This window comes from Pseudomonas sp. Pseusp97, assembly GCF_047304025.1.
Classification (GTDB): Bacteria; Pseudomonadota; Gammaproteobacteria; order Pseudomonadales; family Pseudomonadaceae; genus Pseudomonas.
Map to the genome: position 1 here is coordinate 1 of NZ_JBGLYK010000242.1, position 7,828 is coordinate 7,828.

The 7,828-nt window shown below is 64.3% G+C and carries 6 protein-coding genes; all 6 read right to left on the bottom strand.

Annotation, left to right across the window (positions count from 1 at the left end; translation table 11 throughout):
• Window positions 1–483, bottom strand: a 483-nt coding sequence (locus ACCC94_RS25630; RefSeq protein ID WP_413352431.1) for a response regulator, incomplete at its 3' end; no start/stop codon positions are given.
• A gap of 132 nt (window positions 484–615) precedes the next feature.
• The gene (phoU, locus tag ACCC94_RS25635; protein ID WP_045217747.1) at window positions 616–1,359 is read right to left on the bottom strand and encodes a phosphate signaling complex protein PhoU; all 744 of its coding nucleotides are present in this window, start codon (window positions 1,357–1,359) and stop codon (window positions 616–618) included.
• A gap of 85 nt (window positions 1,360–1,444) precedes the next feature.
• Window positions 1,445–2,281 (bottom strand): phosphate ABC transporter ATP-binding protein PstB, encoded by an 837-nt coding sequence (gene pstB, locus ACCC94_RS25640; protein WP_413352432.1) that lies wholly within the window; start codon window positions 2,279–2,281, stop codon window positions 1,445–1,447.
• 52 nt (window positions 2,282–2,333) lie between these two features.
• Complete coding sequence (gene pstA / locus ACCC94_RS25645; RefSeq protein WP_413352433.1) at window positions 2,334–4,010, bottom strand: phosphate ABC transporter permease PstA; 1,677 nt, start codon at window positions 4,008–4,010, stop codon at window positions 2,334–2,336.
• A 25-nt stretch (window positions 4,011–4,035) separates the two neighbouring features.
• The gene (locus ACCC94_RS25650) at window positions 4,036–6,069 is read right to left on the bottom strand and encodes an ABC transporter permease subunit (RefSeq protein ID WP_413352435.1); all 2,034 of its coding nucleotides are present in this window, start codon (window positions 6,067–6,069) and stop codon (window positions 4,036–4,038) included.
• A gap of 395 nt (window positions 6,070–6,464) precedes the next feature.
• On the bottom strand, window positions 6,465–7,436 hold the full coding sequence (gene pstS, locus ACCC94_RS25655) for a phosphate ABC transporter substrate-binding protein PstS (protein ID WP_413352434.1): 972 nt from the start codon (window positions 7,434–7,436) through the stop codon (window positions 6,465–6,467).
• Window positions 7,437–7,828: the final 392 nt, after the last annotated feature.

A 7,828-nucleotide genomic window follows, 5' to 3' on the forward strand; every position in this document is an offset into this window, starting at 1 on the left:
GACCACCTCGGCCTTGCCGCCGGTCAGGGCGGCCAGCGAATCGTTGGGCAGGGAGCCGACCAGGCTGCGCTGCGGCGCCTGGGCCGCCAGCGCTTCCAGCTTGCCGGCGCGCGACAGCGCCTTCTTCACCTTGCTCACCAGCTGGTCGTTGGAGAACGGCTTGCCGATGAAGTCGGAGACGCCGGCCTGGATCGCCTGCACCACGTTGTCCTTGTCGCCGCGGCTGGTGACCATGATGAAGGGCGTGGTCTTCAGGCTGTCCTGCTCGCGGCACCAGGTGAGCAACTCGATACCCGACATCTCGGGCATTTCCCAGTCGCACAGGATCAGGTCCACCGCCTGGCGGGCGAGGAACTGCTGCGCCTTGCGGCCATTGACCGCTTCTTCGATCTGCAGGCCGGGGAAATGGTCCCGCAGCCCTTTCTTCACCAGGTCACGGATGAACGGAGCGTCATCCACGACCAGCACACTGACCTTGCCCATCGGCATCTCCCGAAAACGATAGGGCGAAGGATAGCCTTGCCGGGTGGCTACATGCCATTGGTGGAGGACCGCTCGGCCATAAAATGACGAACCCGGCGCGTGGCCGGGCTCGTTCTGGTACGGACGTCAGGCTTATTCGGCCTTGTCCGCCTTGCCGGCGGTGCCCTGTACTTCTTCCTTCATGCGGGTCAGGCCGATGTGCCGGACGTCGGTGCCGCGCACCAGGTAGATCACCAGTTCGGCGATGTTGCGCGCGTGGTCGCCGATGCGCTCCAGCGAGCGCAGGGCCCAGATGACGTTGAGCACGCGGGAGATGGCCCGCGGGTCTTCCATCATGTAGGTGACCAGTTCGCGCAGGGCGGTCTTGTACTCGCGGTCGACGGTCTTGTCGTACTGCGCGACCGACAGCGCGAGGTCGGCGTCGAAGCGGGCGAAGGCGTCCAGGGCCTCCTGCACCATCTTGCGTACCTGATTGCCGATGTGGCGCACCTCGACGTAGCCGCGCGGCGACTCGCCTTCCTCGCACAGCTGGATGGCGCGGCGGGCGATCTTCGAGGCTTCGTCGCCGATGCGCTCCAGATCGATCACCGACTTGGAGATGCTGATGATCAGGCGCAGGTCGGAGGCCGCCGGCTGGCGACGGGCGAGGATGCGCAGGCATTCCTCGTCGATGTTGCGCTCCATCTGGTTGATCTGGTCGTCGATCTCGCGCACCTGCTGGGCCAGGCCCGAGTCGGCGTCGATCAGCGCGTTGACCGCGTCGTTGACCTGCTTTTCCACCAGGCCGCCCATGGCCAGCAGGTGGCTGCGCACATCTTCCAGCTCGGCGTTGAACTGCTGCGAGATGTGGTGGGTGAGGCTCTCTTTGTTGATCATGTTCGCTCCGCGAAAGCCGCAGGCTCCGGGCCGCTGGCTGGTGATGTTCTCCGGGAAGTTCTACCGCGCACGCAATACCGCGAAACTAGCCGTAGCGACCGGTGATGTAGTCTTCTGTCTGCTTCTTGGCCGGGTTGGTGAACAGGGTATCGGTATCGCCGAACTCGATCAGCTTGCCCATGTACATGAACGCCGTGTAGTCGGAGACGCGCGCGGCCTGCTGCATGTTGTGGGTCACGATGACGATGGTGAACTTGGATTTCAGCTCGTAGATCAGCTCTTCGATCTTCAGGGTGGAGATCGGGTCCAGTGCCGAGCAGGGTTCGTCGAGCAGCAGGACTTCCGGCTCCACGGCGATGGTGCGGGCGATGACCAGGCGCTGCTGCTGGCCACCGGAGAGGCCGAGGGCGGATTCGTGCAGGCGATCCTTCACTTCATCCCACAGCGCCGCGCCCTTGAGGGCCCACTCGACGGCTTCGTCGAGCACGCGCTTCTTGTTGATGCCCTGGATGCGCAGGCCGTACACCACGTTCTCGTAGATGCTCTTGGGGAACGGGTTGGGCTTCTGGAACACCATGCCGACGCGGCGGCGCAGTTCGGCGACGTCGACGTTCTTGGCGAAGATGTTGTGGCCGTCGAGCAGGATCTCGCCCTTCACGTGGCAACCGTCGACCAGGTCGTTCATGCGGTTGAAGCAACGCAGCAGGGTCGACTTGCCGCAGCCGGACGGGCCGATGAAGGCGGTCACGCGCTGCTTGGGGATGTTCATGCTGACGTCGAACAGTGCCTGCTTCTCGCCGTAGAACAGGCTCAGGCCGGGCACTTCGAGGGCCACGGCCTCGCTTTCCAGGTTCATGCCCTGGCGGTCGCCGCGGCCGAGCGCGCCGATGTCGATGCCATGGGTTGCGGTTTCATGTTGCATGTTCAGTCTCCTTGGGAGGCTTGGCGGCGGGCGCGGCCCGCCGCCTGCAGAATCAGTTTTCCAGCGCCTTGTACTTTTCGCGCAGGCGGTTACGAATGGCGATGGCCGAGAAGTTCAGCAGGGCGATCACCATCACCAGCAGCAGCGCGGTGGCGTACACCAGCGGGCGCGCGGCCTCGACGTTCGGGCTCTGGAAGCCGACGTCATAGATGTGGAAGCCCAGGTGCATGATCTTCTGGTCCAGGTGCACGTACGGGTAGTTGCCGTCCACCGGCAGTGCCGGAGCCAGCTTCACCACGCCCACCAGCATCAGCGGCGCGACTTCCCCGGCGGCACGCGCCACGGCGAGGATCAGGCCGGTCATCATCGCCGGGCTGGCCATCGGCAGGACCACTTTCCACAGGGTCTCGGCCTTGGTCGCGCCCAGCGCGAGCGAGCCTTCGCGGGTGGCCCGCGGGATGCGCGCCAGGCCTTCCTCGGTGGCCACGATCACCACCGGCACCGCGAGGATGGCCAGGGTCAGCGAGGCCCAGAACAGCCCCGGCGTACCGAAGGTCGGCGCCGGCAGGGCTTCGGGGAAGAACATGCGGTCGAGCGAGCCGCCCAGCACGTAGACGAAGAAGCCCAGGCCGAACACGCCGTAGACGATCGCCGGAACGCCCGCGAGGTTGTTCACCGCGATACGGATGATGCGGGTCAGCAGGCCCTGGCGAGCGTACTCGCGCAGGTAGACGGCAGCGATCACACCGAACGGGGTCACGATCACGGCCATCACCAGGGTCATCATCACGGTGCCGAAGATGGCCGGGAAGATGCCGCCTTCGGTGTTGGCTTCGCGCGGGTCGTCGCTGAGGAACTCCCACAGTTTCTTGAAGTAGAAGCTCAGCTTGGTGGCGACGCCCATCTGATTGGGCTGGTAGGCGTGCACCAGCTTGCCGACGCTGATCTCGGTCTGCTGCCCGGTGGCATCGCGCATCACGATGCTGTCGCGGTTGAACTCCGCGTGCAGGGCGTTGAGCTGTTCTTCCAGCACCTTGTACTGGGCGTTCAGCTCGGCACGGCCGGCGGCGATGTCGGCCTCGGCGGTGGCATCCAGCTTGTTGTTCAGCTGCAGGCCACGTTCCTTCAGGCGGAGGCGCTCCAGGCCGTGGTTGATGCCGCCGATGTCCTTCTTCTCCAGCTGGTACAGCTTGGCGTAGAGCTCATCGACGCGCTTGAGGCGGGTCTGCAGCTCGGTGATGGCGCCCGGACCTTCGGCGACTACCTTGCCGTTTTCCTTCACGTTCAGCAGGTAGCCGTAGAAGTTGCCCCACTCGCGGCGCTCCAGGGTGACCAGTTCGGCCGGGTGGCGACGGTCGGTCAGCCACTCGCCGATCACCCAGGAGAAGTCGCTGCCGTAGAGGTCGCGGTTGCCCAGCTTGAGCAGTTCGCGGGTCATGAATTCGGGGCCGCTGTCCGGCACCGGCAGACCGGCGCCGCGCAGGCGCTCGCGCGGTACCTGCTCGACCTGCACTTCTTCGCCGATCAGGGTCTTGGGTGCTTCGCCGGGGACGCTGTAGGTCGCCTCGATCACATCCGCCGGCCAGAAGTGGCCGAGACCGCGCACGGCGATCACGGCGAGCAGGCCGATGGTCATGATCACGGCGATGGACACCGCACCCGCGTTCATCCACACCCAGGGAGAACCGCTGGCAAACCACGCTTTGACGGATTCCTGTTTCTGTTTCACGGAACGTAGCCTCGTCGGGCGTCGCTTAGAGCGACGCGTATTTCTTGCGCAGGCGCTGACGGATCAGCTCTGCCAGGGTGTTCATCACGAAGGTGAAGGACAGCAGTACCAGTGCCGAGAGGAACAGCACGCGGTAGTGAGTCCCGCCCACCTCCGATTCGGGCATTTCCACCGCGACGTTCGCCGCCAGCGTGCGCATGCCCTGGAAGATGTTCACATCCATGACCGGAGTGTTGCCGGTGGCCATCAGCACGATCATGGTCTCGCCCACGGCGCGTCCCATGCCGATCATCAGCGCGGAGAAGATGCCGGGGCTGGCGGTCAGGATCACCACGCGGGTCAGCGTCTGCCAGGGCGTGGCGCCCAGGGCGAGAGAGCCGTAGGTCAGGCTGCGCGGCACGCTGAAGATGGCGTCCTCGGCAATGGAGAAGATGTTCGGGATCACCGCGAAGCCCATGGCCAGGCCCACTACCAGTGCGTTGCGCTGATCGTAGGTGATGCCCAGGTCGTGGCTGATCCACAGGCGCATGTCGCCGCCGAAGAACATCGTCTCCAGGTGCGGGCTCATCCACAGGGCGAAGGCGCCGGTGGCGAGCACCACGGGGATCAGGATCGCCGCTTCCCAACCGGCCGGCAGGCTCAGGCGGATACGCTCCGGCAGGCGGCTCCAGATCAGGCCGGCGGCGAGGATACCCAGCGGCGTGAGCAGCAGCAGGCTGAAGATGCCCGGCAGGTGGCCTTCGACGTACGGCGCCAGGAACAGGCCGGCGAAGAAGCCGAGGATCACCGTCGGCAGCGCTTCCATCAGCTCGATCACCGGCTTGACCTTGCGGCGCATGCCCGGAGCCATGAAGTACGCGGTGTAGACGGCGGCGGCGATGGCCAGCGGCGCGGCGAGGATCATCGCATAGAAGGCGGCCTTCAGCGTACCGAAGGTCAGCGGCGACAGGCTCAGCTTGGGTTCGAAGTCGGTGGTCGCGGCGGTGGACTGCCAGACGTAGGACGGCTTGTCGTAGCTCTCGTACCAGACCTTGCCCCACAGCGCGCTGAAGGACACCTCCGGGTGCGGGTTGCTCAGGCTGAAGCGGCGAAGTTCGCCGCCCTGCTCGACGATCAGGCGGTTGGCGCGCGGCGACAGCGCCATCGGGCCGGCGGACGGAGCGACGTTCTCCACCAGCAGCGTGCGGTGCGCAGTGCTGTGGAAGATGCCCAGGTTGCCTTGCTTGTCGAGGGCCAGGAAGCCCTTGCGGCGCTGCTCCGGCGCAATGCTGGAGATCGGCTGGTCGCCCAGCTTGAAGTCACGCACGTGGGACAGGCGCGGCTCGCCATCTTCGCCACGGGCCATGAACCATTGGCCGATGCCGCCCTTGGAGTCACCGACCATCAGCGAGATGCCACCCAGCAGCTGGCTGCTGGCGGTCACTTCGGCGGAGGCGTCGTCCAGCAGCTTGTAGCGGCCGTTGAGCTGGTGGCTATTCAGGTCGAACACGTCGGCCTGGGCGCGGCCATTGAGTACATAGAGCCACTGCTTGCGCGGGTCCATGTAGATGGCCTTCACCGGCTCGGCAATCTGCGGCAGGTTGATGCGGTCTTCCTGCAGGGTGCTCTCGCCGGTCAGCATGTTTTCCTGCTGGGTCAGGCCGAGCAACAGCATTTCGCTGCCAGTGGAAGCGGCCAGCAGCAGGCTGTCGTCACCCGACACAATAGCGACGTGCTCCAGCGGACGGCCCTGAGGATCCAGGTTCATCGGCGCTTCACCGTAGGGATACTCGATGTGCGGCTCGATGGTTTTCCTGTTGTCCGGGTAGGTGACCTTGTAGCCGTGCTTGAACACCAGCACCTGGCCGTTGGACAGACCCAGCGCCACGGTCGGGTGACCCGGCTGGTCCTCGGCGATGGAGGTGACGCTGGTGCCGGCAGGCAGCTTCAGCGCAACGCGCAGCATCTCGTCGCCCTTCTTGGCGTCGAAGAACACCACTTCGCCATTCGCGGCAACGCGCATGCCCACCATGTTCTGCTCTTCGATGCTCAGCAGCAGCGGGGCCTGGGCCGTTTTCAGCCAGGCCGGAGCCAGGGGGTCGCGCGTCTCCAGTTCGGCGCCGCGGAACAGCGGCAGCACGACGTAGGCGAGGTAGAAGAAAATCAGGGTGATGGCCGCCAGCACGGCGAGACCGCCGACCAGAACGTACCAACGGGTCAGTCGATCCTTGAGCGCCCGGATACGGCGCTTGCGCTGCAGGGCAGGCGTATTGAAATCGATCCGCTCGGGGAGAGAAGAAGTCATCGGGGAGTTGGCCATGTCGTTCATGGAGTGACACCCTAGCGGCTCTGTATGACAGAAAGATGACATGGAGGTGACGCGACAAAGCCCACCAGCAGAGCCATGCTGGCGGGCTCGGTCGAGTAAGCGTCAGCCCATGCCGGGCGGCGGTTTCCGCCCGGTTGGAGGGCTGCTTACAGACCCAGGTCCTTGATCGCTTTTTCGGCGACTTTGGACGGCAGCGGGATGTAGCCGTCTTTCACGACCACCTGCTGGCCGGTCTTGGAGAGCACCATCTTCAGGAACTGTGCTTCCAGCGGGTTCAGCGGCTTGTTCGGCGCCTTGTTGACGTAGACGTAGAGGAAGCGCGACAGCGGGTAGGAGCCGTTCAGGGCATTCTGCTCGTTGTCTTCGATGAACTCGCCGCCTTCTTTCTTGGCCAGGGCAACGGTCTTCACGCTAGCGGTCTTGTAACCGATACCGGAGTAGCCAACGCCGTTCAGGGACTGGCTGACCGACTGAACCACGGAAGCCGAACCCGGCTGCTCGTTCACGTTCGGCTTGTAGTCGCCTTTGCACAGGGCTTCTTCCTTGAAGTAGCCGTAGGTGCCGGAAACGGAGTTACGACCGAACAGCTGGACGGGCTTGTTGGCCCAGTCGCCGGTCAGGCCCAGATCGCCCCAGGTCTTCACTTCCGACTTGCCGCCGCACAGGCGGGTGGAGGAGAAGATGGCGTCGACCTGTTGCATGGTCAGGCCTTTGATGGGGTTGTCCTTGTGCACGAAGATCGCCAGGGCGTCCACGGCCACCGGAACAGCGGTCGGCTTGTAGCCGTACTTCTGTTCGAAGGCCTGCAGCTCGACGTCCTTCATCTTGCGGCTCATGGGGCCCAGGTTGGCGGTGCCTTCGGTCAGAGCCGGCGGCGCGGTGGAGGAACCGGCGGCCTGGATCTGCACGTTCACGTTCGGGTACAGGCGCTTGTACTCTTCGGCCCACATGGTCATCAGGTTGGCCAGGGTATCGGAGCCAACGCTCGACAGGTTGCCCGACACACCGCTGGCTTTCTGGTATTCCGGCAGGGCCGGATCGATCGCGGCTACCGCACTGGCGGTGCCTACGCCTGCAGCGACAAAAGTCAGGGCCGCCATCAAACGCTTGAGTTTCATGCCTTGCTCCTTGAGGAGAATGGGGTTGGATGGAACGGGGGCCAGTATCGTCAGGCCGCATGAAGACTCTATGACGCGAATGTGACAGTTGGATGAAATGCCATCAGTCTGCTGGCGGGTGGTTGTAACAAGGCCAATCGGAGTTGCCAGCAGTGCGGGAAATGGCGTTCCAGAGCCCTCCCAAAGACTCTGATGCTCTTCGTAGGAGCGAGCTTGCTCGCGAACCAGGGTCAGCGGAAATCGCTCCAATACGCGCTTCCGGAGCAGGACTTATAACGGACTGCTACGCAGCAAAGGCGTACTTTCCGCGCGCAAAAGCAAAACCCCCGGCCAGCGATGCTGACCAGGGGTCTTGGGATAGGAGCTTGACGATGACCTACTCTCACATGGAG

Coding starts and splice junctions, on each gene's coding strand:
- pstB (WP_413352432.1), bottom strand. CDS start 2,281: ATGCAACATGAAACCGCAACCCATGGCATCGACATCGGCGCGCTCGGC.
- phoU (WP_045217747.1), bottom strand. CDS start 1,359: ATGATCAACAAAGAGAGCCTCACCCACCACATCTCGCAGCAGTTCAAC.
- pstS (WP_413352434.1), bottom strand. CDS start 7,436: ATGAAACTCAAGCGTTTGATGGCGGCCCTGACTTTTGTCGCTGCAGGC.